This window comes from Desulfamplus magnetovallimortis (genome assembly GCF_900170035.1).
Taxonomy (GTDB): domain Bacteria; phylum Desulfobacterota; class Desulfobacteria; order Desulfobacterales; family Desulfobacteraceae; genus Desulfamplus; species Desulfamplus magnetovallimortis.
Genome location: NZ_LT828541.1, coordinates 408,205 through 434,435, shown reverse-complemented (window position 1 = coordinate 434,435; position 26,231 = coordinate 408,205). Strand labels below are relative to the sequence as shown.

Below are 26,231 nucleotides of genomic sequence, written 5' to 3'. Positions count from 1 at the left end.
GAGCATCCTTTTCATCCTGGTTATCCTGATTCAGACAAATTCAATAACTGCTCAAAAAGCAATAAGGTGTCGATTTTGAGTCAGTAATAAATCTTGAATTTTTCAGTAATGAATCTTGAGTTTCTTACCAAATTTTTAAACAGACGACAAAAAATATATGCTGACAGAACTTGAAAAAAAAGTTGTTGCATCTCTACAGGGCAACATCCCTGTTACACAACGCCCCTTTCTGGAGCTTGCAGAATCAATCGGGATATCTGAAGATAAATATCTCATGATTGTTGAGGAGCTAAATGAAAGCGGCATCATAAGACGATTTGGAGCAACCCTGAAACATCAGAAATCAGGCTTTAAGGCCAATGCAATGGTGGCCTGGAAAGTTGAAGAAGATAGGGTTCAGGAGGTGGGCAGGATAATGGCATCTTTTCAGGAGGTAACCCACTGTTACCGCCGCAACCCTGCCCCGACATGGCCATACAATGTATATACAATGGTGCATGCCGGAGATAAGGCAACCTGCCGCGCCATTGCTGCAACTATTGCACAAAGGGTTGCAGTTGATGACTATACACTTCTTTTCAGTGAAAAAGAGCTTAAAAAAACATCAATGAAGTACTTTACCTGAAAATGGCCACTCCAAGTCAACATCTGGCCACAAATACCTTGCATAAAATAAAAAACAGTAACAAGCCCCATATTCTTTGTGTAAATCCCTGGATTCACGATTTTGCTGCATTTGACTTTTGGGCAAAACCACTGGGACTGCTTCAGCTTGCAGCCATTATTCGTGAAAGCGGGGTAAGTGTTACGTTTCTGGATTGCCTTGACAGATTCCATCCCGAAGCTCTCAGGAAGGGTAAGGTTAAATTACTTGGTGATGGAAGGGGGCCATTCAGAAAAAAGAGTGTAAAACCACCATCCCAAACACTTCCTGACCTGCAATCCACAGGAAAACGTTTTTTCAGATATGGAATTGAACCTGAATGGTTTTACAAAGATCTGGTTGATTTAAAGAAAGCAAATCCGCCGGATCTTATTCTTGTAACATCCATGATGACCTACTGGGCATCAGGGGTGAGCGAAACAATATCTGTTGTCAAAAAGGTTTTTCCAGATACTCCTGTGGTATTAGGCGGCATCTATGCATCCCTTTGTAGAGAACACGCAGAAAAACACTCACTTGCAGATCAGGTTGTCACAGGCACAGGAGAGGAGGTCATTCAGGATATTGTAAAGGAATATACAGGATATTGCATAACACCTGAAAAAGAATCAAACCACCGATTTCAACAGCCTACAGATCTTGAAAATCTTCCCTTTCCTGCTCTGGATCTTGTATCCAGACTCACATATGCCCCGATTCTCACATCAAGAGGCTGCCCGTTTTCCTGTGACTACTGTGCATCATCCTTTCTGGAAAAATCTCTCCGACGACGCTCTTCTGAAAAGGTTTTTCAGGAAATTGCACACTGGCACCTTAACTATGGAGTAAAAATTTTTGCCTTTTATGATGATGCACTTCTTATTCAACCTGAAAAGTATATTCTTCCCCTTCTGGAAAAAATTCTTTGCTCCTCTTTCTCTTCCGACCTTTCATTTCATACACCAAATGCCCTTCATATCCGGCAGATAACAAGGGAAGTTACAGAGATGATGTACAGAACCGGCTTTAAGACAATCAGGCTTGGACTTGAGACAACAGACTTTTCACCTTCTGCAAGGGCGGACAAAAAGGTCAGGAAAGAGGAGTTTCACAATGCTGTAAGAATGCTTAAGAAAGCAGGCTTTACAGAAGAACAGACAGGTGCATATCTTCTTTGTGCCCTTCCCGGGCAAGACCTTGATGATGTTGAAAGCTCCATAAAACTTGTAAAGCAGTCAGGGATAACACCTGTACTTGCATATTACACTCCAATACCCCACACACCCATGTGGAAGGAAGCTGTGCGCAACTCAAGATTTGACCTTGAAAAAGACCCTCTCTTTACAAACAATGCACTTATGCCCTGCCTGAAAGATGAAAGTGAAATGGATAAAATATTACAATTAAAAAAAATGACATCCTTCATATCATCCCAAAAGTAGTTTACACTTTTTTAATGGAAATTCCCGATAAATGGGCATGTATCCCAGAAAGTGTAAACCGGTAAATGAAGGATGCCAAAAAAATGACAAAATTTTCACCATGAAACTTTACTGAATTCCGGAGAAAAAATGGAACCCAACACAACCTCTTCCGGAAAGATGAATACAAACTCTTCCGGCAAACAAAATGGTAATTTAACCTTTCCCGTAATTGGAATAGGAGCCTCGGCAGGTGGCCTTGAAGCCATCACTGAGTTTTTTTCCTCTGTTCCGGAAAAATCCGGCCTTTCATTTATTGTCCACATCCATATGGCTGCCGGCCAGCCCTCTATTGTTGATGAGCTTCTGCAACGGAAAACCCAAATCCCTGTAACAATTGCAAAGGATGGAGAAACGCTGCGGCATGATCATATCTATATCACGCCTCCCGGAATGGAGATTTCCCTGTTTAAAGATACTATACAGTTGTTTGATATAAATGGAGGTACCCCTTCTTTGCCCATTGATTTTTTTTTCAGATCTCTTGCTGAAGATAAAAAAGAATGTTGTGCAGGAGTTATCCTCTCCGGAACCGGAAGTGACGGAACTCTCGGGATAAAGGAGATCAAGCTCAGAGAGGGGCTTACAGTTGTTCAATCCGAAGAGACAGCAAAATATAACGGAATGCCCGGAAGCGCCATAAAGACAGGGATTATTGACCTTGTGCTGCCTCCCAATGAAATGCCAGAAAAGATTGTACACTATTTCAGATGCCGACAGGATATTTGTTCTGATCAGGATAAGGACAAAGCAATATCCAGTCCGGAGCATGACAGCGAAACAGTGTTAAGCAGAAAAAATGATTGTGAGACAATACAGAATCATGAAAATGACAAAGAGCCTTTAGCCAGGGATTATGAGGAGTATTACAAAAGAGATCATCACTGGCTGAAAAAAATATATGCTCTGCTCAGGTCAAATGTGGGTCATGACTTCTCTTCATATAAAAAGAGCACCATACTTAGGCGTATAAACCGTAGAATGCATCTGAATCAGATTGAAAGCCATGATGCCTATATCCAGTTAATGCGGGAGAACCCTGAAGAGACCGATTCGCTTTTCAGAGAGCTGCTCATCGGAGTCACCAGTTTTTTCAGGGACAAAGAATCCTTTGATATCCTTAAAAACAGTGTGTTTAACAGTATGCTTGAAGGGATGGAAGAGGATAGTGTCTTTCGGATATGGATTCCGGGCTGCTCAACCGGAGAAGAGGCATACTCCATTGCCATGGTACTTCGGGAGTGCATAGATGCTATTCCTAAAAGGATCAATCTGCAGTTGTTTGGGACAGATATTGATCAGTATGCCATAGAAAAGGCACGCGAGGGAATTTATACAGTCAACATTGCAGCAGATGTTTCAAAGGATCGACTGAAACGTTTTTTCATCAGGGAAGGAGAGTTTTTCCGCATTCGCAAGGAGATTAGGGATTGTGTGATCTTCTCCATCCAGGATCTTCTGAGAGATCCCCCTTTTTCCCGACTGAATCTGCTCTGCTGCCGGAACCTTTTGATTTACCTTGATGGCGAGGCCCAGAAAAAACTGCTGCCCCTGTTTCACTATACACTGTCTCCAGGGGGCGTACTTTTGCTGGGCTCATCTGAAACCATTGGCCAGCATGCAAACTTTTTTGAAATTGTTAATCCTAAATGGAAAATTTTCAGAAAAAAGGAACTTCCCAGGGAAATTCGACCTGCGGTGGAGTTCCCCACCGGAAATGTTGGCGTACTAAAAGGTTCTGGCCGTGAAAGGGTCTTGCCAATGCCTGCGGGCCGTAACCTTGACATCGCACACCTGACCAGGAGAATCATCCTTGATGAGATTGCGCCCACCACCATTCTTATTGACAGAGATGGACGAATGCTGCATGTGCAGGGTCGGACAGGAAAATTTCTGGAACAGGTGAGTGGACGGCCATCCACCAATATACTGGAGATCCCGAGGGAGGGTCTTGGCATTGAACTTTCGTCAGCCATACGTCAGGCTGTAAAATCAAATCAAAACATTACCCGCAAGGGTATTCAAGTGAAAACCAATGGAGAGTTCCAGATCATTAATCTCCATGTCAGACCTCTGTCTCAGCCAGATGAGTTGTCTGGTTATCTTCTGGTGATATTTGAGGAAGTTCCCCTGATACCCATAGAGGAGGGGATTGGCCATCAGGAGGAAGAAGAGAGCAGTGAGAAACTTGATATAAAAACAGAAGCAAATTACAAAAAACGTATTCTGGAACTTGAGCGTGAAATTCAGAGAAGCAGGGAAGGTCACCAGACAACCTTAGAGGAGCTTGAATCTTCCAACGAGGAGCTTAAATCCATCAACGAGGAGATGCAGTCCGCCAATGAAGAGCTTCAATCCACCAATGAAGAGCTTGAATCCTCAAAGGAGGAACTCCAGTCCCTAAATGAGGAGTTGCAGACAGTTAACTCTGAACTTCAATCCAAGGTGGATGAGCTTTCATCAGCACAGGATGACATGCGAAACCTGCTCAACAGCACAGAGATTGCCACCATATTTGTGGATAACGGGATCCGGCTGAAACGTTATACACAGGAGGCTGTAAAACTTGTCAATTTTATCCCCACAGATATTGGCAGGCCATTGAAACATGTGGTCAACAACCTGAAATATGACAGAATGATTCAAGATGTGAAAGATGTGCTGGACAAACTTATTCCAAAAGAGGTAGAGGTTAAAACTATAAATGACCAATGGTTTAAAATGCGTATCATGCCCTACAGAACAACTGACAACAGGATCGAGGGGGCGGTTTTGACCTTTTTTGATATCAATGAGCAAAAAAGAATGTTAAAAGAAATTCAAAAAAAACAGCATAAACAATAATGGCCGAGATTTGTCACCTGCAAAAAGGGGATATAGATATGGGGAAGGAAGGAAGGAAGGAAGGAAGGAACATATGGGACAAAATAGCTCGTCGAAGGAACAACTCCGGATAATTCGCAGCAAAGCTGAAGATGCTATAAAGAACGGAGATTATATTAAAATAGAGCAGGGCACTGAACATTCTCCTGATGCCTCCCTCCATGAACTTCAAGTTTTTCAGGTTGAACTGGAGATGCAAATTGAGGAGCTGAAACGATCACAGCAGGAGCTTATGGCCGTTAAAAAAAGCTATGCAGAGCTTTATGATTTTGCTCCGGCAGGTTATATCACACTTAATCACAATGGACTCATTCTCAATGCCAACCTCACTTTTGCAGACATGCTCTCAATGGAAAGGGATTCTCTGATAAACAGATACATCTTCGCCCATATCCCCTTTGAATACAGTGATATCTTTACTCTTCATATGCGGCAGCTTTTCAACACAAGTTCAAAACAGGTTTGCGAATTGCAAATGCAGAAAAAGGATGGAACCCTGTTTGAGGTGCATGTGGAAAGCACAATTGTTCCGGAGGAATCCAGAATACCGGAGAAATCACAATTTTCTGAGAAATCAGGAATACCGGAAGCATCCAAAACCCGAGAAGCCTCCAGAAACCGAGAAGCTTCCAGAAGCATAGAGGAATCCAGAAGCACGGAAGAATCAGCCAGCACGGTTCAATACCGCTGCATTATAATCGACATCTCCGCTCAAAAGGCCATTGAGAGGGAAAAAGAGCAACTCCAGGCTGAACTCCACCGTACAAAAAAAATGGAAACAGTGAGAAATCTTACAGGTGGCATTGCCCATGATTTTAATAACATTCTTTTTATAGTGGTTGGAAATGCCGAACTTGCTCTTGATGATATTCCAGAATCCAATCCCATGCATGCATGCATTCAAGAGATAAAAAAAGCAGCCTTCAGGGCAGCAAATATTGTAAAACAACTTCTGAAGTTCAGCCAGAAAAATCCCCCTAAACTTAAACGGATTGCAGTAAATCCACCTGCCAGGGAGGCAGTTCGATCAATACAGGCAATTCTTCCCGACACAGTTGAAGTTGTGGCGAATATCGCTACGGATGATATATTTATCCTTGCAGAGGAACTTCATATCCAGCAGGTGATAATAAACCTTTGCACCAATGCCTACGAGGCAATCGAGAGAAAAAGGGAAAGAGGTGTGGTGACTGTCTCGGTTGACACTGTATCTCTGTCAGAGGATTCAGAGCCTGTATCCTCATCTATCCTGGTTCTCGGCAATTATGTCAAAATAACAGTTATGGATACTGGTTCAGGCATTAAACCTGATATTATTGACCGGATTTTTGAACCCTATTTCACCACAAAAGATTTTGGTAGTGGGGCAGGTATTGGACTTTCAGTTGTACACGGAATTGTAAAATCCTTTGGTGGTACTGTTGTGGTTAAAAGCGAACCTGGGCAAGGCAGTAGATTCACATTGTTTTTCCCTGAGCTGACGGAGAAAGTTCCAGTAAAAATGCAAAAAAATGAGAAAATTCCCGAAGGTACTGAGCGTATCCTTTTTGTTGATGACGACATTGCAATTGTAACAGTGCTTGGAATGATGCTAAAACGTCTCGGTTATACAGTTGAATCATGTTTAAACCCGTTGGAGGCACTTGTTATATTTCAAAAAGCCCCGGATAAGTTTGATCTTGTCATTACCGATATGAGCATGCCCATTTTAGACGGACTTAAATTTTCGGAAAAGATCAAGGAGATAAGGCCAGATATTCCGGTTATCATTGCCACAGGTCACGGCCCTGCTGATAAAAAAACATCCGAAAGATTCGGAGTTGACGGTTATGTGATGAAGCCCTTGACCCTATCTGATATTGCAACGGTTATTCGGGATGTTTTGAAGTAAACGGGCATGATTGCGTATCAATCACCCCCAAATATAAAAATGATAGTCATTTTCACGGTAAACGGTCATGGCCGGCATTCAGCCACCCCCGAATATGGAAATTTGTATCTATTTCCACGGTAAAAGAGTACTGAATTACTCAAAATCGACATCTATAATATCTTGAGCCTTGTCAATACTGTCTGAATCAGGTTTCCAAGATTAACAGGATAAGGCAGGATTATCTATCCTGAACATCTTGTTTATCCTGGTTATCCTGATTCAGACAAATTGACCGCTGCATATTTAGTTTGTTGGTCAGTTATTTTCAGATTATGCGCTCTTAAAAAATGAGAAGTTTAGACTCTTGAGGGATTTATTTGCAAAATACTTTTTATTGTATTAATGTGTCCGATGCTGCTTAATGAACATCCATGAAGGCTCTGCAAACAAATATTGTGACAATCGGGAGAATAACAAAGGGAGTATAGCAAAAGAAATATGATCGTTTTTGATCTGGAATGTGTCAATGGACACTCTTTTGAAGGGTGGTTTGATGACAGTGAAGATTTTGAACAGCAGCAGAACCAGGGATTGTTAACCTGTCCCATGTGTGAAACATATGCTGTTGCCCGTAAACTTTCTCCGGTTGCTGTAAAAACATCTTCCAGTGCATCATTTGACGGCAATGCTCCGCAGGATTTAATGGCGGCAATTGCCGACAAAATAACAACTTTTGTTGAAAATAATTTTGAAAATGTAGGCTCCAACTTTGCAAAGGAAGCTCTGAAAATTCATTATGGTGCATCAGATGCAAGAAACATAAGGGGCACAACCACTGCTGAAGAGGATGCTGTTCTGAAAAAGGAAGGAGTTCCGGTAGTTCGTATAGGTTCAAGGAGAGACAACCATACTGACAAAGATGACCTTAACTGACCTACTTACTCAAAATCGACAGATATAGTATTCCAGATAATTAAATTGATAATGGAAAAATCTAACTATCTGTTATCTGGACTAATTTTTTTGACAAAAAAAATATTTTTCTGGAAAGCTATATAGCCTCTTGAGCCTTATCAATACTGTCTGAATCACAGGATACCCAAAATTAACAAAGATAAGGCAGGATTGTATATCCTGAGCATCCTATCCATCCTGGTTATCCTGATTCAGACAAATTCAGTAAATGGAAAAAAAGCAATAAGATGTCGATTTTGAGAACTTATAAGATTTATATCTATTTCCGGCATCCTTCATATCAGCTCAAAAGTAGTTTACACTTTTCGGAAAATTTTGAACCATGATTAAAGGATTTAAGGATTAACATGATGAATAATCAAGAAAATCCCTTAATCATGAAAATCATGGTTCAGAAAAGTGTAAACCGATAAATGAAAGATGCCCTATTTCCAAGGTAAAGGATCTGTATGAAAATAATTACCTGCAATAAAATTGCCCCTGTAAAAATAGATAACGACCTTGCAAAAGGTGTTTCGGGTCGTGTTGTTATTGGGAAAAATGATGGTGCCCCACATTTTTGCATGAGGCTTTTTGAACTTGCTCCCAATGGCTACACACCGCAACACTCCCATGAATGGGAACATGAAATTTTTATCCATTCAGGAAAAGGCGAGGTCTTCTCCCAAAATGAGTGGCATACTGTTTCGGCAGGAGATGCTGTTTTTATTAAGGGGGATGAGATTCATCAGATTAGAAATCAGGGTAATGAACCATTTGTATTTATCTGTCTTGTCCCTTCTGGTGCTCCGGAGCTTTAAAAATGCAAAAGGATAGATCTAAACCACCATTTGATTTTACGGCCATCCCTGAATCGGTCACCCCCGACCATGAAAATCATGAAAATTTTTTTCAATGCAAAACATGCGTGTCACCCAACGGGGATTTTATTGTTGGTATCCACAGGCCATCATTCAATGTTGAAATTTTAAGGAAAAATGATTTTATTGATACCCTTGGAACCCTGCCAGATGGTACAGAAATTAAAAATCATATTAATTTTCCAGATAAAAAAGTTGAAGAGCAGGGTGCGGATGTTATCTATGAAATTCCCAACCAGTTTCCATTCAGAGGAACAACCTACATAAATTCCAGATGGGCAGATTCAGTGGCTCTAAGGCCGGAAAAAATATGCCTGCCCCCAAGACCTTTGGTATCCATGCAGGATGTTATAACAAAATGGAAGAATCAAAATTGCAACAAAACGTCAGGTTCTACTTCTGATAAATCTCAGAAAGAGATAAAAGAGATAACACGTCAGTTTATAGAGCTGTTGCCAAGACCGCTTCTTCTTGCCCTTGCTGAAAGTTCAACAGATCCTGATGATCTTATTGCAATTGCAGAGACCTGTTGCACTTTTATATATGGATATTCATCTATAGATGGATATTCATCAACCACTCGGGACATATCAGATCATGAAATATCAGATCATGAAGAGACCCAGAAGGTTTTTTATGGTAAAAATCAAAACCCATTAAACAGAGAACGGCCGGAACCTGTTGGGTTATGCTTTAAAAAAGATAAAAACGGTCACTGCCAGTTAGACATCACTGACCATGACCTTTTTGAAATCATAGCCAACAATCCATACCTGCCGGATAGCTACAAACGTGCAATGGTACTTGTTCCTGGCATTCAGGGAAACAGTGAAATAACAGGAGAGTGGCAAAAAAAAGAAGAAAAAAGTCATGTATTTGAATATCTGAGACGCAACAGCTATATACCCTGGGGACACTTTGCTGCCAACATGGCTGACGATGCCATAAGATATAGAACAAACGATTTAACTTCAGAAGATATATCAGGTATGCGTCATCTATATTACCAGAGGACATATATACGCCTGGCAGAGGAGTTGAATATCCAGGACGCACTTTCTGCAAGTGATATTCAAGGCAGATACAAACAAATCTCACAGGAAGCTCTCGAAAACCTTCGCTGTAAAATATTGGTGCAGCTTGAAAAAAATATACAGAGTGATACCCATGAGAATAACAGATTTGGTGAGTCCCCTGAATATGGTATTCACCCTGAAGAGAAAAAGGAGTTGAGAAAAAAAGAGTTAACCTTTAACTCCTCCCTTTGGGGATGGAATTTTGGATTTGGTTATGCACAGTCAGGTTACAGACTGCATGCATCCCATCAGCAGATCCATCAGCAATACGCAATGGTTCCTTCAAATGTGCAAAAAATGAATTTGCATAAAAGAGATCATAATCACCAAGAGACGCTGTTTCCTTCCTACTCCTGCGGTGACCTGGTCTCAGACTTTGTACGCAGATTCAGAGAAATAAATGGCAAAAACTTTTTTGAATGCTATCTTAAAGCTATCAGATCAAATCAGAGAACTGACGGAAAAAGCTCTTTGCCTTCTGAACTTGCAATCCATGAAGACGAGAAGGTTATCCTTTTTGTCCCCAAAGCCCAGACATCTCAATGGGAGCTTCAATTAATGCCTGTGATTCCGTGCGGCAACATTCTTGAAGCTGACACATCAATGAGATACGCAATTGACAGGGCAATTCTCATGGCTGTGCAGCTTCTTGAAAAAATGGGAGCACGTATGGTAACAACCATTGAGTATGCAGGCAGATTTGACTCACGGGAAAAAGATCAACGTATTTTATACTCTTTTCTGCCCAAAATTCCCCACTCCCCAGGGGCTTTCAGTGAGGCACAATTGCGCTGGATAAACGGCCATTATCCAGAGGATTTTGCATGGTTGTGCAGGCAAAATCTTAAAATTCTTACTTGACACGCATTATTCTTACTTGACACTGCATGATGCTCTTTTTATACATGGATAGATGATGTGGAATAAACTGTTTGGCGGAAAAAAAAATGGAACTCCAATGACAACGGAAATACCTCCGGTTAAACTAAAAGGCGTGGGAGACAGCTTCTGGGTAACCGTTGATCCTTCCACCCCTGAAGACGTTATACATGAAAAAATATCCGAGCTTTTTGAGCGTCTTCAACATCTTGCAATAAATGCAAAGGTTATTATTGACGTAGGTGGAGCTGAAGGGTGTGATGAGCTTGTAAATAATTTAAGGGATTTTCTTAAAAAACGGTTTGATGTAGGTATTGTAACCACACCACCTGAAAAAAGATCCCAAAGTGTTGAAAACAGCAGGCAGGTTGATCTGGGTAAAGGATGGATTACCCACAGAACAGACGCACTTATTCTGACAGGAAGAATTCGTTCCGGTCAGAAAATAGAGACACGCAGACACCTTATCATAGTCGGGAATGTTAATCCCGGGGCGGAACTTACATCCTCCGGCAACATAATTGTTTTAGGCTCCCTTCAGGGACAGGTTAATGCAGGATACCCGGACAATGAAGATGCTTTTATCATTGCAATTGATTTCAAACCGACACTGGTTCACATAGCTGGAATTCCAGGTGACGGTGCTGATCCTTCACTGGCAGGAAAAATAGTTTATGCATCCATCCATAAGAACAAAGTCATACTACAGGATTATATGCAGGATCAGCCCTTTGGAAAAATACCATGGCCAACAGCCTTGTGATGTGCAATGTTGCTGGTCTCGTTAAGGAACGAAAACTTATCGACTTTGAGTAGTTAATGAATGTTCATTCCAAAAAGTTCGGAAGATCAATCCTTGGGCTAACTAATTTTGGGCTATACTGACACATATTTATGAATTGACATTATTATATAGAGGTGTTCATTGGAAGGAAAAATAATAGTTGTAACATCTGGTAAAGGGGGCGTAGGAAAAACAACTGCTACAGCTTCCATCGGTGCAGCTCTTGCCCTTGAAGGAAACCGGGTGGCTGTAATTGATATGGATATTGGTCTCAGAAATCTTGATGTGGTGTTAGGTCTTGAAAACCGTATTGTTTTCAACATTGTGGATGTTGTCAACAAGCGCTGCAACCTTGCCCAGGCACTGATTCGGGACAGGAGAATCGAGAATCTCTTTCTGGTTCCTGCCTCCCAGAGCGACAATAAAGACGTGCTGACTGCAATTGGTGTACAAAGGGTTGCAAAAATGCTTAAAAGTGAGTTCGACTATATCCTCATGGACTCACCGGCAGGCATTGAAAAAGGTTTTGAAAATTCAGTTGTGGCAGCAGACGAGGCCATTGTCATATGTACACCTGACGTATCTTCCATAAGAGATGCAGACAGGGTAATTGGCCTGCTCTACTCCCGCTCCATCACTCCCAAACTGATTGTAAACAGGATCGTACCTGAGATGGTTGCCAGGGGTGACATGTTGAGCCACGAAGATGTCATTGATGTGCTATCCATAGACCTTCTGGGTCTTGTTCCCATGGATAATCAGGTGGTTGTCTCCACAAATACAGGTATGCCCCTGGTAATGCACAATCAGTCACTTGCAGGGCAGGCATTCAGACGGATTGCAAAGAGACTCAATGGTGAGGTCGATATCCCCATAAAGGTACCCACTGCCAGAACAGGGGTATGGGACAAAATTTCCCAGAAACTGGGTTTGAACAGATAAGGATATATCCATGCTTCACGGATTAATGAGAAAATTTTCCGGTAAACAGTCCCCAAAGGAAACTGCAAAAAAAAGGCTGCAGTTTGCCCTTGTATATGACAAACTGGAGATAAATGACACCACACTGACAAGCCTTCAGAACGATATTGTTGAGGTGATCTCAAAATATTTTGAAATTGATACAAAAGCACTTCAGCTTGAAGTTCAAAGAGATCAAGATCTCTCTGCTCTTGTGTTCAATACTCCAATATTGTGCGTTAAAAAGAACAGAGGATTTAAACCACAGGAGAGTAAGAAATAGAATTGTCATTCATAAAGGAGAAAACGCTTCTGGAAACTGCTTTTTGATTATTTCAAAGAGCCTGCTGCCGGCTTCAATGCCGATTTCAATAAAATTTGAGCCATAGGATTTTCCGGTTTCTGTTCTGAAGGTTCCCTTAATTCTTTCCAGTGCTGCCATACCATCTGGATACCTTCTTACAAATTCATGGAGAGGTGCATTCAAAAAGATAACCATATCCCATACAGTATGAGTAAAGTTGTCCGGCCCCCATCTGAATTTATCGGCATCATAAAGTGCATTGGATATAAGGGTTGGCTCTCTTTTAACAGACTGCATTCTGTCTGTTGTTTTCTGGAATGCTTCATGTTCTTTTATTGCAAAGGATATTGTATCAATTTCCTTTGCAGTCAGGGGATATCCACCTTCAGAAAGAAATGTTTTTGCAAATCCGGCACCTTTTCTGGCGTGCTGTTTCTCCTTTCTTTTGACATCATGCAGCAGCCCGGCTGTCTGCACTAGCAGTATCTGTTTATAGATATCACCTGATCCTGAAAAAGCATAATCATCCAGTTTACAACCCATCTCCACCTGAATAATAGCGCCTGCATCCACACAAACAAGGTCTGAATGACGCATACCATGGCCAAAATCATCTTCAATAAAAATATTAAGCTCTTTTTTAATCTTTATCAAAAGCGGGTCAGAATGGAGCATCTCTCTTGAACAGGTGATCTCTTTTGAAAACACCCTGTTGAACTCAGGCTCTGGAAGATCGGCAATAATCTTTCTGGCCTCCTCCCTCAATTTCAGGTAGATATCCGAATTCATACAATGCTCCGCGGGCAACGGTTTTTTTAAAGAAAACTACTGTTCTTGCAAGGTTTGATTGACGGGTATAAAACGCTTTGAAGATTTGAAATGTCTGAAAAAATCACCCGACGATTTAAACTTGAAGAAGCACTACAAAACTTGGAAGTCTCTTCCGTCATCAATCAGGTCAATCCTGGCCAGGGCTATAACAGGAATACCAAGTTCTTCAAGAGATGTTCGTCCATTTTCAAAAACTTTTTCAATCACACATCCAACCCCCTCAAGGGTGGCACCACTCTGTTTAACAATAGAGACAAGTGCCATCAGGGTGGATGCTGTTGCCAGAAAATCATCAATAATCATAACCCTGTCATCAGGATGAAGATAGATGGATGATATGTGCAAAGATACATCTTCAGACTTGGTTCTGCTTTTTGCCTCTGCAGAATAGAGTTGCCCTGTCATAAAAGAAGGCCTCTTTTTTCTGGCAAAAACCATTGGCACATTCAGTGCCTGTGCAGTTGCAAGGGCAGGGGCAATGCCACTGACTTCGGCAGTAACAATTCGTGTAATTTTGCTGATGCCGGCTTTTTTCATTGCTTCTGCAAAATGGTGACCAATTTCAGTTGTAAGTTCCGGCAGCAACTGATGGTTTATGAAGGCATCAGCTTTTATTATGCCATTACCCAGATATCGAGCATTCTCTTTTATTGCTTTTCTAAGAGCCTCCATAAACCCTCATCCCTATTTTACCGTGAAAATGACTATCATTTTTATATTTGGGGGCGATTGATACGTAATCAATCATGCCTGTTTACCGTGAAAATGGATACATATTTTCATATTCGGGGGTGGCTGGATGACACCCATGACCGTTTACCGTGAAAATGACTATCATTTTTATATTTGGGGGTGATTGATATGTAATCAATCATGTCTGTTTATTCATCAATTTTGGAGACCTTTATGGCCAGCTCCTGTAACTGGGAAACAGCAGCAGGAGATGGAGCATCTGTAAGAAGACATGTTGCTTTCTGTGTTTTTGGGAATGCAATAACATCACGTATTGAATCTTCCTGACAGAGAAGCATTACAAGGCGGTCAAATCCAAAAGCAAGACCTCCGTGGGGAGGTGTGCCTGATGAAAGGGCATTGAGGAGAAATCCAAACTTTTCCTGGGCATCTTCTTTTCCAATACCAAGAAGATTCAAAATCCTCTCCTGAAGCTCTGTGGAGTGGATACGGATACTGCCGCCACCTATCTCGGTACCATTGAGAACCATGTCATATGCCCTGGAACGGACGCTTAGAGGGTCTGACTCCAGTTTATCCAGATCCTCTTCAAGGGGAGCTGTAAATGGATGGTGAAGTGCCTGGTATCGTTTTTCAGTTTCATCATACTCAAGTAGTGGAAAGTGGGTGACCCATACAAACCTGTAAGTATTGCTGTCAATAAGTTCAAGGCGTCTTGCAAGTTCATTTCGCAGTTGCCCAAGCGCTTCATTTGTTATCTTGATGTCATCCGCAACAAAAAATACTATATCGCCGATTTCCATATCAAGGCGCTCTTTCATTGCAGCCTTTTCATCTTCTGTGAAAAACTTTGCAATGGGAGACTGCCACTGGCCATCTTCCTTAACCTTTATCCAGGCAAGGCCCCTTGCCTTGTAAATGGCTGCAAACGCTGTAAGATCATCAATCTCCTTGCGGGTAAAGTGAGCACATCCCTTTGCATTGATTGCCTTGACAAGTCCGCCCTTTTTAACAACACTTGCAAATACCTTGAAACCGGCATCCTTTACAATATCAGAGATATCACACAGCTCAAGGCCAAAACGCATATCAGGTCTGTCAAGACCAAAACGATCCATGGATTCCTGATATGTTATTCTTTCAAAGGGGGTCTTGATATCGAGGTTACGAACCTTTTTAAAGACCTCCTTTATAAGCCCCTCGGTGATCTCCATTATATCATCTTCACCTACAAATGAGAGCTCCATGTCGATCTGTGTAAATTCCGGCTGGCGGTCTGCCCTTAAATCCTCGTCCCTGAAACATCTTACAATCTGGTAATATCTTTCAAATCCGCTGATCATAAGCATCTGTTTGAAAAGCTGGGGGGATTGTGGCAAGGCATAGAAACATCCCTGATTAACCCTGCTTGGAACAAGATAATCCCTTGCACCTTCGGGTGTGCTCTTTGTCAAAAAGGGAGTTTCGATATCAAGGAAGCCCTTGTTGTCAAGATAGTTTCTTACAGCCTGTGATGCAGTGTGACGGGCAATTATATTTTTCTGAAGCTGGGGGCGCCTCAGATCAAGATGACGATACTGAAGACGTATGCTTTCCGAAGCCTCCACCCTATCCTCAATCTGAAACACAGGTGTCTTTGCATGGCTGAAAATTTTCAGTTCATTGATAAAAACTTCAATTGCACCTGTCTCCATTTTTTCATTGGCCATATCATCAGGGCGGGCTTTGACCTCTCCTTTTACACCTATCACAAACTCGCTTCTGAGCACCTGGGCTTTTTCATGGGAACCTTCATTAAACTCCGGATTAAATACAATCTGGGTAATACCGTATCTGTCCCTGAGATCAATAAAAATAACCCCTCCATGATCCCGTCGGCGTTGAACCCATCCCATGAGCACAGTCTCTTTTCCGGCATCTTTTGTATTCAACTCTCCACATGTGTGGGTTCTTCTCATATCTCCAAGTTGGTCTGTCACTTATAGTTCCTCACAATTATTAAGGTATTTTTATAGCATTCCAGATTAATAAATTGTCAATGTGAATGGCAGGAGTCCGGCACACCGTGCCCCTATAAAAAGACTATTTTTCTGGAAGTCTATAGTCATTATAAAAATTTCGGGTAAGTATTTTAGGCATCCTTCATATCATCCCAAAAGTAGTTTACACTTTTTTGATGGAACTTCCCGATAAATGGACATGTGTCCCAGAAAGTGTAAACCGGTAAATGAAGCATGCCGTATTTTATTTTCTAAGTATTGCAACAATCTGTTCTACAGGGTTATCCATTGAAATGTCATGCTGTTCCCTGGTTGCCATGTCTCTTAAAACAAGGGCATTTTCATCAATTTCCTTGTCACCGGCAATAAGCACATGACCTGCATTGAGCTTATCAGCTCTTTTCATAAGGCTTTTCAGGCTCCTGCCACTGAAGTCCATCTCAGTTTTTACACCTGCAATACTCAAGGCAGATGACCACAGATATCCATACTCGGTTGCCCTATCTCCAAGAGGAATAATAAATAGATCAGGAGGCATTGCTGTATATTTTTTTTCAAGCTGCTCAACAATTTCTGCAAGCCTGTCTAAACCTATGGCAAATCCTATTCCAGGCATTTCAGGGCCGTCAAGTTCTTTAATCAGTGCATCATACCGACCTCCGCCGGCCACGGCACTCTGTGCTCCCAACGCAGTTGTCAAAATTTCAAAGGTTGTTCTGGAGTAATAATCCAGCCCTCTTACAAGGGTTTTATCCACAACAAATTCAACATTCTGCTGTTTCAATGCCCTCTGTACAGTTCCAAAATGTTCTTCACACTCACTGCAAAGATGTCCAAGGGTCGAAGGTGCATCTTTTAAAGCCTCCCTGCATTTAGGCACCTTGCAGTCAAGGGTTCTAAGGGGATTTTTATCCATTCTCCTTATGCAGTTTTCACAAAGTTCATCTTTTTTATCAGATAGAAACTCAAGCAGTGCTTTCTGAAAATCCGGCCTGCAAGCAGGACATCCAAGTGAATTAACATGCGCTTTAAGGTCAGAAAGACCAAGGCGCCTGAAAAGTTCATTGAGAATAAGTATAAGCTGTGCATCAATGTAAGGAGCTGCAATACCGAACACCTCGGCATTAATCTGATAAAACTGACGGTATCTTCCCTTCTGGGGGCGCTCTCTTCTAAACATAGGGCCTATTGTATAAAGCTTCTGCACAGGGTCAGATGTATGCATCTTATGCTGTATATAGGAACGGACAACCGATGCTGTGGCTTCTGGCCTAAGGGTCAGTTTATCCCCTTTTCTGTCCGGAAATGTGTACATCTCCTTTTCAACTATATCTGTTGCCTCACCAATGCTGCGTGCAAAAAGCTCTGTCTTCTCCATTATGGGAATACGTATTTCCTGAAACCCAAAATTTTCAAACAGCTCTGAGGCTGTTTTTTCAATGTGTTGCCAAAGAGCAGTATCTTTGGGTAATATATCTCTGAAACCTCGGATGGTTTGTATCATCTCTTATCTTTTTCTCCTAACTTAACGGCCAGCAACCTTGACCATATTCCTGATTCTTTAAAAATAAACTTTATTTATACCTGTCTAACCATACTGTAGTCAATAACTAAATTTCTGATTAAATTACTGAAGAGTTGTCAATAATAAAGGCTTCTCAATCTGATTTTCGTCTAAATACTGTCAAATTCAGAAACGACATCCGCATCTGCACTGAACAGAAGATGCAAGCAGAGCGCAAAGGTGAATTATACGGGGTTCCACAATTTGGGTTGAAGATCATACCAAGAGATGTTAAAGCATAAAAAAGAGAGCCTTTGGTTCTTGTATGATCAAAATATATAAAAAAAAAGGGGGCACAGGGTATAATCATGAGTAAAGTAACAACATCATATCTTTTAAAGATGAAGCAGGAAAAAAAGAAAATAACTGCACTGACAGCCTATGACTATCCCTTTGCCGGCATGGTCGATTCATCGGGTATTGATATAATACTTGTTGGAGATTCCCTGGGCATGGTGGTTCAGGGCAGAGAGACAACCCTGCCCGTCACCATGGATGAGATGATTTACCACACATCAATGGTTGTTCGGGGTACATCCCGTGCAATGGTAGTGGGTGATATGCCGTTTATGTCCTATCAATCATCACTTGAGCAGGCCCTGAATAATGCAGGACGATTCATGAAAGAGGCTGGAGCCTCGGCTGTGAAGCTTGAAGGTGGTGCCGCTGTCTCTGATATGATTCATGCCATGACATCCGCTGGAATTCCGGTTCAGGCTCACATTGGATTGACACCACAGTCTGTTCATCAGATGGGTGGATTCAGGGTTCAGCGGGATGAGGAGAGACTTATGGCAGATGCCATCAAAGTACAGGAAGCAGGTGCGTTTTCAGTGGTTCTGGAGGGAATTCCATCTTCAATTGCTTCCAAAATCACACAGAGACTTCACATTCCCACCATAGGCATAGGTGCTGGTGCCGAATGTGACGGACAAATCCTTGTACTCCATGACATGCTTGGGATTAACAACAGAACATTACCCAAATTTGTCAAAAAATATGCTGATATAAACGAGATTGCCATAAATGGCCTGAAACAGTATGTTGATGATGTGAAAAACGGGACATTTCCATCTCCTGAATATGAATACAAGTAAACGGGCATGATTGCATATCAATCACCCCCAAATATAAAAATGATAGTCATTTTCACGGTAAAAACAGGCTGGAGGGGAAATCTGTCAACAAAACATGATGCCCAAAGAGCAAACTGAACAAAAATGGTAGCAAAAAATGAAACCCAAAATATCAATAATTGGTTGTGGAAGGGTGGGAACAGCTCTTGCCGTTTATCTCGGTTTGGCAGGTTACAAGATTGCCGGACTTGCAAGCAGAACATCTGAATCAGCAAAAAAAACAGCAACGGCATCTGGCCAGGGAACTGTTTTTAACGATCCATGTGATGCTGTCATGGCAGGAGATATAATATTTATTACAACCCCGGATAACCTCATTGAAACAGTCTGCTCGGAACTTGCTGATGGCCTGTGTCAAAAAAGACTTGATGGTAAAATTTTTTACCACTGCAGCGGTGCCATATCCTCTGCAATCCTTCAAAAAGCAGCGGCACAAGGCGCAATAACAGGCTCCATTCATCCTCTCCAGAGTTTTGCCCCTTATAAACATGGTCAACCCTCTCCCTTCAAGGGCGTTAATATCTCCCTTGAAGGGGATGAACAAGCAGTTAAGTCAGGCCATAAAATGATAGAGGAACTTGGTGCAAAGCCCTTTTCTATTCCCACCAAAGCCAAGACTCTCTACCATGCAGCAGCAGTTGTGGCATCCAATTATCTTGTAACCCTGGAACATTTTGCACTTCAACTTTTGCATGAAGTTGGACTTGAAGAAAAAAAGGCATATGAGATACTTGAACCACTCATACATGGCACGCTTAGCAATATCAAAAACAGAGGAAGTTCTTCTGCACTAACAGGACCTGTTGCCCGTGGAGATGTTGGTATTGTGGAGAACCACCTCAAGAAAATTGATGATCTATCCCATGACTTTTCAATGCTTTACAGCGTGCTTGGGCTTTCTGCACTTGAACTTGCAAAAAAACAGGGGAACCTTGACCCGAAAGTTATAACCAGTATGAAAACAATATTTAATAAATACACATCAGACAACTCAACAAAGAATTAATAAATCTACGTTATATTCTCAAAATCGACATTTTATTGCTTTTTTTAGCAGTGATTGCATTTGTCTGAATCAGGATGAATAGGATGTTCAGGATAGATAATCCTGCCTTATCTTTGTTAATCTTGGGTATCCTGATTCAGACAGTATTGACAAAGCTTACAAGATCATAGGTGTCGACTTTGAGTTTATATCCCCTTTGCCCCCATTTGCCTCTCAAATCTCTCAACCTGTTTCTTGTAGTATTCATGCCGATCTTCAGCCCTCTTTAACGCCTCCCTTGATGCATCCACAGCCTCTTTGAAAAGCCCATTTAGAAAACAGGCTTCAGCATAGGTATCAAGAACATGTGGAGAGAGATCCTGCTTCAATGCACGGGTGGCAAGCTGCAAAGCTTTTTTATGATCTTGATATGCAGAATCAGGACAGGTGGCATAAAGCCATGCCAGGTTGTTAAGGGCGTGGCTGTTAAATGGATCTTGCTGAATACTCCTTCCATAGTACTCAATGGAGCGCTCAAAAAGACCTGCATCATAGTAGTAATCTCCGGCAAGCAAAAGCACCTCAATGTTGTCAGGTGCCCGTTCAAGCTGCTCTGCAAGAATCCTCTCTGCAATCATCCTATCAAGATGCTCCCTGCCATTGCCAAAATTAAAATGATACCCTGCAAAACAGACCATGACAATAAGCGCAATATACCCTTGTACCATCCATTTAACTTTTTTGTGGTGATTTTCAATTGTTTGAGGGTCACGCTCACACTGGTTAAGGAAATTTACCCTCTCCCTGATACTGAAATGATGCCAGTTGGGTTTGTCCCATGCACTTTTACTGAATCCGGCAATTTTATAAAAGGTTCTGATCATGGCAGTTGCATCAGGCAGGTAGCGGTAAACATGAATGTCTGCCTGCCGCTCAAAATTTCTCATGTAAAATCCAAAAACATACCGGAAATAGAGGAGAAAAAGGGTGATAAGAATAAAGCTCAACATAATGGTAACACCGGTCTCATGATCCATGCCGGAAAAAGCAATGAGTTTGATAAGAGGTTCAGAGTAATAGATAAGAATCATGGGATCGAAAAGAGCATATATACAAGCTATGTATCCTGCAAAAAAGAGAAGATAAAAATGAATATGCTTCTGTTGAATATGGCCAATCTCATGGACAATAACTGCATCAATCTCCTCAGGCTCAAGGGATTTTAACAGTGCAGGTGTCACAAGGATATATCGAAATCTGCCCCAGAGTCCCATCACTCCGGCAGTTATCATTGTTCCGCCGAAAAGCTCCCATTTGAGGATATCTGCATATGCAAGACCAGCTCTTCTGCAAAGGGCTTCCATGCGCGCTCTTGCAGGTCCTTGTTCAAGGGGTTTGCATCCCCATATTTTCTGGATAAGAAGAGGTCCCAAACAGGCCACTGCAACAAGAAAAATGAGGAGATAACAGATCTCACCCTGGGGAGTTGCAAGAAAACCTTTAGGTTGTTCAAATGGAACAAGTTCAATTATATCAGCAGTTAAAGAGAGAAGAAACCAGGGCAGCAAGGCAGGCAGTGCAAAGGATATATTGGAAATAATATATTCTTTTTTGGAAACATGATCTGAAAAAAATCGTTTCTGAATACTCCATGCATAATTCCAGACAATCACAAGATAGAAAAGAAAAAGAGAGATAAATATAATTGCTTCAAGGGTTGGAAAAATCCTGAAAATCCACACATCATCCAGCAGCATGTTAAGCCTTAGAATGTAGAGATCAAAGGCAAACAGACAAAGCGCAAGAATTGAGAGGCGGGAAAGGGATTTTTCAAGATTGTGATCAATAACGATGTCGGCTGCCATTGATACACTTGCCTTTTTAAGCAGGCGCTGAAAAGAGGTTCTGCAAATTCCCGCAAATATGAACATAAGTGCAACTGCCCATAAAAATGTCTTGAATGGAGATGCAGGCATATGCTCTGAAACACCTGAAAAGGCACTTGTGGAGTAGAGAATCAGTGCAATGAGAAAATAGATAAAATTTGTAAACATATATGTGTTTCCTAACCTGGACAAGCCAGAGCCAAAGAGGTTTTCTGATTCTCTTGCCAAAAGAACACGAAAATCAGAAATAAGAATCTAAGGGTTAGTTATAGTTTCGGCCATTTGTCTGAATCACTTCTGCATCTTGCAACATATCAAAAACCACCCTTGCAAACTCTTCAGCCTTTTTGGGGTCAGACAGCAGTTGCATCATCTGCTCCTTATGAGCTTCATGGCTGCTAAAGATGGCATCATCAACGGCTTTTGGAAAATCCCCTATCATTGCCTGCTCCGGCGAGTTATTGGCAATCTGGGTCATCACAACTTTATTCTCCAGAACCTTGTCCCTGACAGTATATGGCTGCATTGCTTTTACTTTTGGTAAAATAGGTATCACAGAACTCTTCCACCTCCTGCCAGAGGAAAATACCACTTCCCCGCAGCTTGTCAAAAAGATCAAATATCATGTCAGGATTAGAGACATCCGCAAGCTCGGCTGTCTGGTAATAAGGCTTAAAGGCATTGAGAATATCATCAGGATCGTTGAAGAAATCAAGAATAAATGGGCATGCTTCATTTCCCAGTTTACACTTTCCGGAGAGAAAACTCTGTGTGGCAGGAATTTCTCACAAAAAAGTGTAAAGTATTTTTGGGTTCAAATGAAGGATGCCAATAAATGTACCTGTGGTCTCCTTGCCGGCATAGGTTCGATTCAGCCGAGACAGAGTCTGTACACACTCCACTCCACCAAGTTTCTTGTCAACATACATGGCACAGAGCTTGGGCTGGTCAAAGCCGGTCTGAAACTTGTTGGCAACAATCATCACCTGGTATTCATCTGTATCAAAGGCTTTTCGGATATCTCTGCCCTTAAGTTTGGGATTCATGTTTGAGCTGGTCTCTGTAAACTTTTCCCCCAGCAGGTTGCCAACATTTGGATCATTTTCAGTAAATTCCACCTCACCTGAAAAGGCCACCAGTGCGTATATGTCTCTGTAGCCCTTGTCGGCAATGTATGTCTCAAATCCCAGCTTGTAGCGTACAGCCTCTTTTCTTGAACTTGTAACCACCATAGCCTTTGCCTGTCCACCAAGAAGTCCCATGACATTATCCCGAAAATGCTCAATAATCACCTGTACCTTCTGTGCGATGTTATAATCATGCAGCCGAAACCACTGGTTCAATTTCACCCTGGCCTTTTTCCTCTCCACCTCTTGATCTGCTGCCCCGATCTTCATGGCCAGATTATAGGCAACCTTGTAGTTGGGATAGTCAGCAGGTTATCGGGCAGAAGCACCTCATTCCACAGATATTCTGTGGCATAGCTGTTGATATTTTCAGGAATGTCATTTCCGGCACCACCATCTTTGGTTCCTTCATTAAAAGGCAGGAAGAAGGTTTCAGCTCCCTGAAGCCTTGTGGTCATAAACACTTCGTACTGGCTTACTGCAAAATGAACCAGGGCGCCACGCTTGAATGTCAAGAGGGGTTCAGGTTTCCTTGTCTCGGGATCGACCGGAAAGCGGGTGGTCTTGTACTGTTTGATGGCATTTTCAACAGCCTGTTTGAACTCCGACTTCAATTCCATGGTCACAACAGGGATACCGTTAACAAAGAGTACCAGATCAATCCGCCATGCCTTTGATTTGCTGCCGGTAACAGCAAGGTGTTCCTCGGTTGCCCAGGGGCTGTAAACAAGCTCCGGCACTACCCGCAGTCTGTTCTTCTGATATCGCTTTAGAGTATCCGGATTAAGTTCATGCTCGGGTCTGAACTGGCAGAGACTGAATCTTATCCCGCGATCCCTGATCTCATGGCGCAGCACTCCCAGAGTCCCAAAGGTGCGCATCCTGGAATCCGCTGCATTGGGATCTGCTTTACCAAGCTGGGCAGCAACCTTTTCCAGCAGTTTCTTTTCCGGATTATTGGGGTATATCTTGCAATATTTCTGCCACTGGTTGTCCTGGGTCTCTTTGACAAAGGCAAGCAGATCATCGGAATAGAGCGCCAGCTCACGATTGTAATTCTCTGACTTACCAAGAAGCCAGCCGTTATTCAAGAGCTGGCGGATTATGTCATTCTGGAAGATGGATTCTTTGGTGGTATCACCGTGGGGATTCATTGGATATCCTTGTCGGTTATGGAATCGGTGGGAGGTTGCCAGTTGCGGACGTCGATTTTGCCGGTTACGGCAGAGGAGATTAGGGCGGTGCGGCGTTCTTGAAGTAGTTCTACCATTAGATGTGATTTAGTAATAAGCCCCGCATATACCCTGACCCTGTCGTCGAGATACTCTGCTATAGCTATCTGTTCCTCTCTCGGTGGCAGTAATACAGGTAGTTTTTTCAGTAGATCTTGGCTTAAAGAAGCTCTTGTTACCAAGTTCATTTCTTTGATGAAGAAAGCCCGCAGTAATGAGTTCCCGAAATAATGGGTTGAGAATTTATCAACTATTTCTCCCCTATTGGGTCTAAACCGTATCAGGAATCCAGCAAACGTTGCTTTATTGATAGTTTTTTTACATGTTGATGCGAATCCTATTTCGTCAATAGTTTCAGATGTTCTTGTAAAAAAAACATCTCCACTCCTCACTGAATAAGCGTTCCAGTCAGCGTCCTTAGACTGCACTAAGCCGCTAACACTCTCCGGTAAGACTCTGTTGTTATACACATCACTATAAGAAACAAAAGGATAACCTGTACCAAAGAACTCCGCCCCAATATTAATCCCGTTTTGACATATGCCGATATGTCTTAGACATTTCACCTCCCAATGCTCCGGCACCTCCCCTAACCACTCAAGCCCGGAGTCCTTCATCGGGGCATCGGGATTCAACCCTTTGGTCACGGCATGGCTGATCACTGCCTGACGCTTTTCCTTGAGGAGGGAGATTAGCTGCTGCTGCTTTTCGATCAGGGTGTCGATTTTGGCGGTTTCGTGGTCGAGGAAGTTGGCGATTTGGTGCTGGTCAGCCAAAATAGGGTAGTAGCATATGACATTCCTAATCTGTTCAGCGCTTACTGCTTCAAAGGTGCTACCAGTTGATACTGTATCAAGCTCTTTTCTCAATGTAGGAATAAGCCACCACAAATATCTACGATAAATTTCATTAGAAACAGCTATTGAGCATAGTCCTCTAGCGATACCATAAGCTTGATCAGCAATATTCAACGCTCCTACTGGAGCACGTACTGAAAAGAGAAGATCTCCAACTTTAGCTACTTTCTTCGACACATCACAGTAATTCTGGGGTTCCGGGTATTCTACACCAAACTCAGCATTTCCTTGAAGAAATGGCCTCCCTTTACCATCTTTGTTGCAGTCATCTGAAGAAGGTGACTGGCCCATGTTTATATTTGCGATATACTTCAATCGAGAAGGAAGCCAACCTATTGGGATTTTACCAAACCATTTCACCCCCGAATCCTTATACTCTGGATATCTCTGATACCTCCCTTCCATCACGCCTGTACCTCCCGCAGAAATTCCATATTCATGCCATCCCTGTTTGAAAAAATAATTCTATGAGGTTTTGACATTTATTAGGCAACTTCAAGTTTAAGGCTTTTGCCTATAGCCTGCGCATAATTAACAAGCGTAGAAAGACGGATATCATCAGCATGATTTTCAATTCTTGAGATAGCCGATTTTCTTGTGTTTAACCTGACAGCAACTTCTTCCTGAGTAAGACCAGCATCTAAGCGAGCCTGTTTGAGCAGAATTCCAATTTTAAATTGCTGATATCCTTCATCAAAATTTTGTGCAAATTGAGGGCTGCTTTTTTTCCTTTTTTCAATGTATTTATCCAGATCGTCCATAATTTACCTCCGACTCAAATAGTCCTCTTTTCTATTTTCAGCTAATCTGATTTCTTTTTTGGGAGTTTTTTGAGTTTTCTTTTGAAAAGAATTTGTTAAAATAACGAGTTCATTGCCGTCCATAAATCCTAAAAGACGAAAATTATTTTTGCCTGAACTGACCCGTACCTCCCAAATGTCATCCGTATTGACGAGTTTTTTAAAATACAGATTTGAAATATTTTGACGTTCTCTTATCAGTTTTAAAACCCACGTAATTTTAACAACTTGCTGATCAGTTAACGTATCAAGATATTCTTCTACTGGACATTTTCCAGAGCTAGTTTTGTAAAATAAAATTGATTTCATAAGCAGTGCATTTAAAGTATACATATATGTGAACAAGTCAAGCTGGTCAAGTATCATAAAATGTAGAAAAGGCTGAACTCAAAAGTCTTGGTT

Annotated in this window: 23 protein-coding genes; 12 read left to right on the top strand and 11 right to left on the bottom strand. The window is 41.9% G+C overall.

Features of this window, described 5'->3' with window-relative positions; translation table 11 throughout:
- Positions 1-157: 157 nt before the first annotated feature.
- The 10 genes from ahbB (at position 158) to minE (ending at position 12,697) form a co-directional block, all read left to right on the top strand.
- Positions 158-625 (top strand): siroheme decarboxylase subunit beta, encoded by a 468-nt coding sequence (ahbB, locus tag MTBBW1_RS06005; RefSeq protein ID WP_080800586.1) that lies wholly within the window; start codon positions 158-160, stop codon positions 623-625.
- A gap of 38 nt (positions 626-663) precedes the next feature.
- On the top strand, positions 664-2,085 hold the full coding sequence (locus MTBBW1_RS06000) for a B12-binding domain-containing radical SAM protein (protein WP_245809276.1): 1,422 nt from the start codon (positions 664-666) through the stop codon (positions 2,083-2,085).
- A 129-nt stretch (positions 2,086-2,214) separates the two neighbouring features.
- Positions 2,215-4,968 (top strand): CheR family methyltransferase, encoded by a 2,754-nt coding sequence (locus MTBBW1_RS05995; RefSeq protein WP_245809275.1) that lies wholly within the window; start codon positions 2,215-2,217, stop codon positions 4,966-4,968.
- Between the two features lie 73 nt (positions 4,969-5,041).
- Complete coding sequence (locus MTBBW1_RS05990; protein WP_080800580.1) at positions 5,042-6,898, top strand: hybrid sensor histidine kinase/response regulator; 1,857 nt, start codon at positions 5,042-5,044, stop codon at positions 6,896-6,898.
- Positions 6,899-7,378: 480 nt separating this feature from the next.
- Positions 7,379-7,813 (top strand): DUF1178 family protein, encoded by a 435-nt coding sequence (locus MTBBW1_RS05985; RefSeq protein ID WP_080800578.1) that lies wholly within the window; start codon positions 7,379-7,381, stop codon positions 7,811-7,813.
- Positions 7,814-8,304: 491 nt separating this feature from the next.
- Positions 8,305-8,655, top strand: coding sequence for a cupin domain-containing protein (locus MTBBW1_RS05980; RefSeq protein ID WP_080800575.1), 351 nt, complete (start codon positions 8,305-8,307; stop codon positions 8,653-8,655).
- Between the two features lie 2 nt (positions 8,656-8,657).
- Entirely contained in the window at positions 8,658-10,652 is a 1,995-nt protein-coding gene (locus tag MTBBW1_RS05975; protein ID WP_080800572.1) for a hypothetical protein, read from the top strand.
- Between the two features lie 97 nt (positions 10,653-10,749).
- Positions 10,750-11,433: a septum site-determining protein MinC gene (locus tag MTBBW1_RS05970; RefSeq protein WP_080801129.1), complete on the top strand. Its 684-nt coding sequence runs from the start codon at positions 10,750-10,752 to the stop codon at positions 11,431-11,433.
- Between the two features lie 162 nt (positions 11,434-11,595).
- On the top strand, positions 11,596-12,396 hold the full coding sequence (gene minD, locus MTBBW1_RS05965) for a septum site-determining protein MinD (protein ID WP_080800570.1): 801 nt from the start codon (positions 11,596-11,598) through the stop codon (positions 12,394-12,396).
- 10 nt (positions 12,397-12,406) lie between these two features.
- Positions 12,407-12,697, top strand: coding sequence for a cell division topological specificity factor MinE (gene minE, locus MTBBW1_RS05960; protein WP_080800567.1), 291 nt, complete (start codon positions 12,407-12,409; stop codon positions 12,695-12,697).
- Between the two features lie 9 nt (positions 12,698-12,706).
- Here the strand turns inward: minE and MTBBW1_RS05955 are convergent, their stop codons facing one another.
- The 4 genes from MTBBW1_RS05955 to hisS form a co-directional block, all read right to left on the bottom strand.
- The gene (locus MTBBW1_RS05955; protein WP_080800564.1) at positions 12,707-13,507 is read right to left on the bottom strand and encodes an HD domain-containing protein; all 801 of its coding nucleotides are present in this window, start codon (positions 13,505-13,507) and stop codon (positions 12,707-12,709) included.
- 132 nt (positions 13,508-13,639) lie between these two features.
- Entirely contained in the window at positions 13,640-14,221 is a 582-nt protein-coding gene (xpt, locus tag MTBBW1_RS05950; RefSeq protein ID WP_080800563.1) for a xanthine phosphoribosyltransferase, read from the bottom strand.
- 209 nt (positions 14,222-14,430) lie between these two features.
- Entirely contained in the window at positions 14,431-16,221 is a 1,791-nt protein-coding gene (aspS, locus tag MTBBW1_RS05945; RefSeq protein WP_080800560.1) for an aspartate--tRNA ligase, read from the bottom strand.
- A gap of 265 nt (positions 16,222-16,486) precedes the next feature.
- Complete coding sequence (hisS, locus tag MTBBW1_RS05940) at positions 16,487-17,746, bottom strand: histidine--tRNA ligase (RefSeq protein WP_080800557.1); 1,260 nt, start codon at positions 17,744-17,746, stop codon at positions 16,487-16,489.
- Positions 17,747-18,111: 365 nt separating this feature from the next.
- Between hisS and panB the strand changes: the two genes are divergently transcribed.
- Positions 18,112-18,903: a 3-methyl-2-oxobutanoate hydroxymethyltransferase gene (panB, locus tag MTBBW1_RS05935; RefSeq protein ID WP_087881720.1), complete on the top strand. Its 792-nt coding sequence runs from the start codon at positions 18,112-18,114 to the stop codon at positions 18,901-18,903.
- Positions 18,904-19,039: 136 nt separating this feature from the next.
- Positions 19,040-19,948 carry a Rossmann-like and DUF2520 domain-containing protein gene (locus tag MTBBW1_RS05930; protein ID WP_080800551.1) on the top strand — a complete coding sequence of 303 codons (909 nt, stop codon included), beginning with the start codon at positions 19,040-19,042 and terminating at the stop codon, positions 19,946-19,948.
- A 185-nt stretch (positions 19,949-20,133) separates the two neighbouring features.
- On the opposite strand, the gene MTBBW1_RS05925 is transcribed toward MTBBW1_RS05930, so the two are convergent.
- The 7 genes from MTBBW1_RS05925 to MTBBW1_RS05900 all read right to left on the bottom strand — a co-directional run bounded on the left by MTBBW1_RS05925 (position 20,134) and on the right by MTBBW1_RS05900 (position 26,138).
- Positions 20,134-21,981 carry a M48 family metallopeptidase gene (locus MTBBW1_RS05925; protein ID WP_080800549.1) on the bottom strand — a complete coding sequence of 616 codons (1,848 nt, stop codon included), beginning with the start codon at positions 21,979-21,981 and terminating at the stop codon, positions 20,134-20,136.
- 94 nt (positions 21,982-22,075) lie between these two features.
- Positions 22,076-22,369: a hypothetical protein gene (locus tag MTBBW1_RS29015; protein ID WP_222423997.1), complete on the bottom strand. Its 294-nt coding sequence runs from the start codon at positions 22,367-22,369 to the stop codon at positions 22,076-22,078.
- Between the two features lie 229 nt (positions 22,370-22,598).
- Positions 22,599-23,210 carry a type I restriction enzyme subunit R domain-containing protein gene (locus MTBBW1_RS29010; protein ID WP_222423996.1) on the bottom strand — a complete coding sequence of 204 codons (612 nt, stop codon included), beginning with the start codon at positions 23,208-23,210 and terminating at the stop codon, positions 22,599-22,601.
- On the bottom strand, positions 23,207-24,094 hold the full coding sequence (locus tag MTBBW1_RS29005; protein WP_222423995.1) for a type I restriction endonuclease: 888 nt from the start codon (positions 24,092-24,094) through the stop codon (positions 23,207-23,209). The genes MTBBW1_RS29010 and MTBBW1_RS29005 overlap by 4 nt, the downstream gene beginning before the upstream one ends.
- Positions 24,091-25,434, bottom strand: coding sequence for a restriction endonuclease subunit S (locus MTBBW1_RS05910; protein WP_080800544.1), 1,344 nt, complete (start codon positions 25,432-25,434; stop codon positions 24,091-24,093). Before MTBBW1_RS05910 ends, MTBBW1_RS29005 begins: the two co-directional genes overlap by 4 nt.
- 80 nt (positions 25,435-25,514) lie before the next feature.
- Positions 25,515-25,790 carry a helix-turn-helix domain-containing protein gene (locus MTBBW1_RS05905; protein WP_080800541.1) on the bottom strand — a complete coding sequence of 92 codons (276 nt, stop codon included), beginning with the start codon at positions 25,788-25,790 and terminating at the stop codon, positions 25,515-25,517.
- Between the two features lie 3 nt (positions 25,791-25,793).
- On the bottom strand, positions 25,794-26,138 hold the full coding sequence (locus tag MTBBW1_RS05900) for a type II toxin-antitoxin system RelE/ParE family toxin (RefSeq protein WP_080801126.1): 345 nt from the start codon (positions 26,136-26,138) through the stop codon (positions 25,794-25,796).
- Positions 26,139-26,231: the final 93 nt, after the last annotated feature.

What these genes read in the sequence shown, in the direction of transcription:
- MTBBW1_RS05995 (WP_245809275.1), top strand. Translation starts at nt 2,215, where the DNA reads ATGGAACCCAACACAACCTCTTCCGGAAAGATGAATACAAACTCTTCC.
- xpt (WP_080800563.1), bottom strand. Translation starts at nt 14,221, where the DNA reads ATGGAGGCTCTTAGAAAAGCAATAAAAGAGAATGCTCGATATCTGGGT.
- hisS (WP_080800557.1), bottom strand. Translation starts at nt 17,746, where the DNA reads ATGATACAAACCATCCGAGGTTTCAGAGATATATTACCCAAAGATACT.
- MTBBW1_RS05990 (WP_080800580.1), top strand. Translation starts at nt 5,042, where the DNA reads ATGGGACAAAATAGCTCGTCGAAGGAACAACTCCGGATAATTCGCAGC.
- MTBBW1_RS05975 (WP_080800572.1), top strand. Translation starts at nt 8,658, where the DNA reads ATGCAAAAGGATAGATCTAAACCACCATTTGATTTTACGGCCATCCCT.
- MTBBW1_RS05910 (WP_080800544.1), bottom strand. Translation starts at nt 25,434, where the DNA reads ATGGAAGGGAGGTATCAGAGATATCCAGAGTATAAGGATTCGGGGGTG.
- ahbB (WP_080800586.1), top strand. Translation starts at nt 158, where the DNA reads ATGCTGACAGAACTTGAAAAAAAAGTTGTTGCATCTCTACAGGGCAAC.
- MTBBW1_RS05955 (WP_080800564.1), bottom strand. Translation starts at nt 13,507, where the DNA reads ATGAATTCGGATATCTACCTGAAATTGAGGGAGGAGGCCAGAAAGATT.
- MTBBW1_RS05930 (WP_080800551.1), top strand. Translation starts at nt 19,040, where the DNA reads ATGAAACCCAAAATATCAATAATTGGTTGTGGAAGGGTGGGAACAGCT.
- MTBBW1_RS05925 (WP_080800549.1), bottom strand. Translation starts at nt 21,981, where the DNA reads ATGTTTACAAATTTTATCTATTTTCTCATTGCACTGATTCTCTACTCC.
- MTBBW1_RS05970 (WP_080801129.1), top strand. Translation starts at nt 10,750, where the DNA reads ATGACAACGGAAATACCTCCGGTTAAACTAAAAGGCGTGGGAGACAGC.
- MTBBW1_RS29005 (WP_222423995.1), bottom strand. Translation starts at nt 24,094, where the DNA reads ATGAATCCCCACGGTGATACCACCAAAGAATCCATCTTCCAGAATGAC.
- MTBBW1_RS29010 (WP_222423996.1), bottom strand. Translation starts at nt 23,210, where the DNA reads ATGAAGATCGGGGCAGCAGATCAAGAGGTGGAGAGGAAAAAGGCCAGG.
- MTBBW1_RS05900 (WP_080801126.1), bottom strand. Translation starts at nt 26,138, where the DNA reads ATGAAATCAATTTTATTTTACAAAACTAGCTCTGGAAAATGTCCAGTA.
- MTBBW1_RS05980 (WP_080800575.1), top strand. Translation starts at nt 8,305, where the DNA reads ATGAAAATAATTACCTGCAATAAAATTGCCCCTGTAAAAATAGATAAC.
- MTBBW1_RS05905 (WP_080800541.1), bottom strand. Translation starts at nt 25,790, where the DNA reads ATGGACGATCTGGATAAATACATTGAAAAAAGGAAAAAAAGCAGCCCT.
- MTBBW1_RS05985 (WP_080800578.1), top strand. Translation starts at nt 7,379, where the DNA reads ATGATCGTTTTTGATCTGGAATGTGTCAATGGACACTCTTTTGAAGGG.
- minE (WP_080800567.1), top strand. Translation starts at nt 12,407, where the DNA reads ATGCTTCACGGATTAATGAGAAAATTTTCCGGTAAACAGTCCCCAAAG.